This window comes from Asticcacaulis sp. AC402, assembly GCF_000495835.1.
GTDB lineage: Bacteria > Pseudomonadota > Alphaproteobacteria > Caulobacterales > Caulobacteraceae > Asticcacaulis.
In genome coordinates this window covers 1-292 of the sequence record NZ_AWGC01000088.1, presented here as the reverse complement: position 1 = coordinate 292, position 292 = coordinate 1, and the positions used below count along the sequence as shown (strand labels likewise).

Sequence of the window (292 nt, the reverse complement as noted above, 5' to 3'; positions counted from 1 at the left end):
ATTGTGATTCCCTTTGCCATTGATTTGGCAGGAGGGTTTGGGTTTGTCGGCATCGGTCTCGATTACACGGCTGGATTTGGACGCTTCGGGTTTGCGTCAGGCTGCATCGCGAAGCCATGATGCGAATGCCGCGCGACGGATGCTGGCGTTGGCACTGATATTGGAAGGTCGCACCCGTACAGAGGCAGCTATGATTTGCGGGATGGAGCGTCAAACGCTTCGCGATTGGGTGCACCGTTACAACGCTGAAGGGCTGGCAGGTCTAAGCGACCGTCCTTTACCTGGTGCGCCT

Annotated in this window: 1 protein-coding gene; it reads left to right on the top strand. The window is 56.8% G+C overall.

The annotated features are described in order from the left end of the window. Window positions 1–43: 43 nt before the first annotated feature. Window positions 44–292: helix-turn-helix domain-containing protein (locus ABAC402_RS40005; RefSeq protein WP_155847501.1), on the top strand; the 249-nt coding region annotated here is incomplete at its 3' end.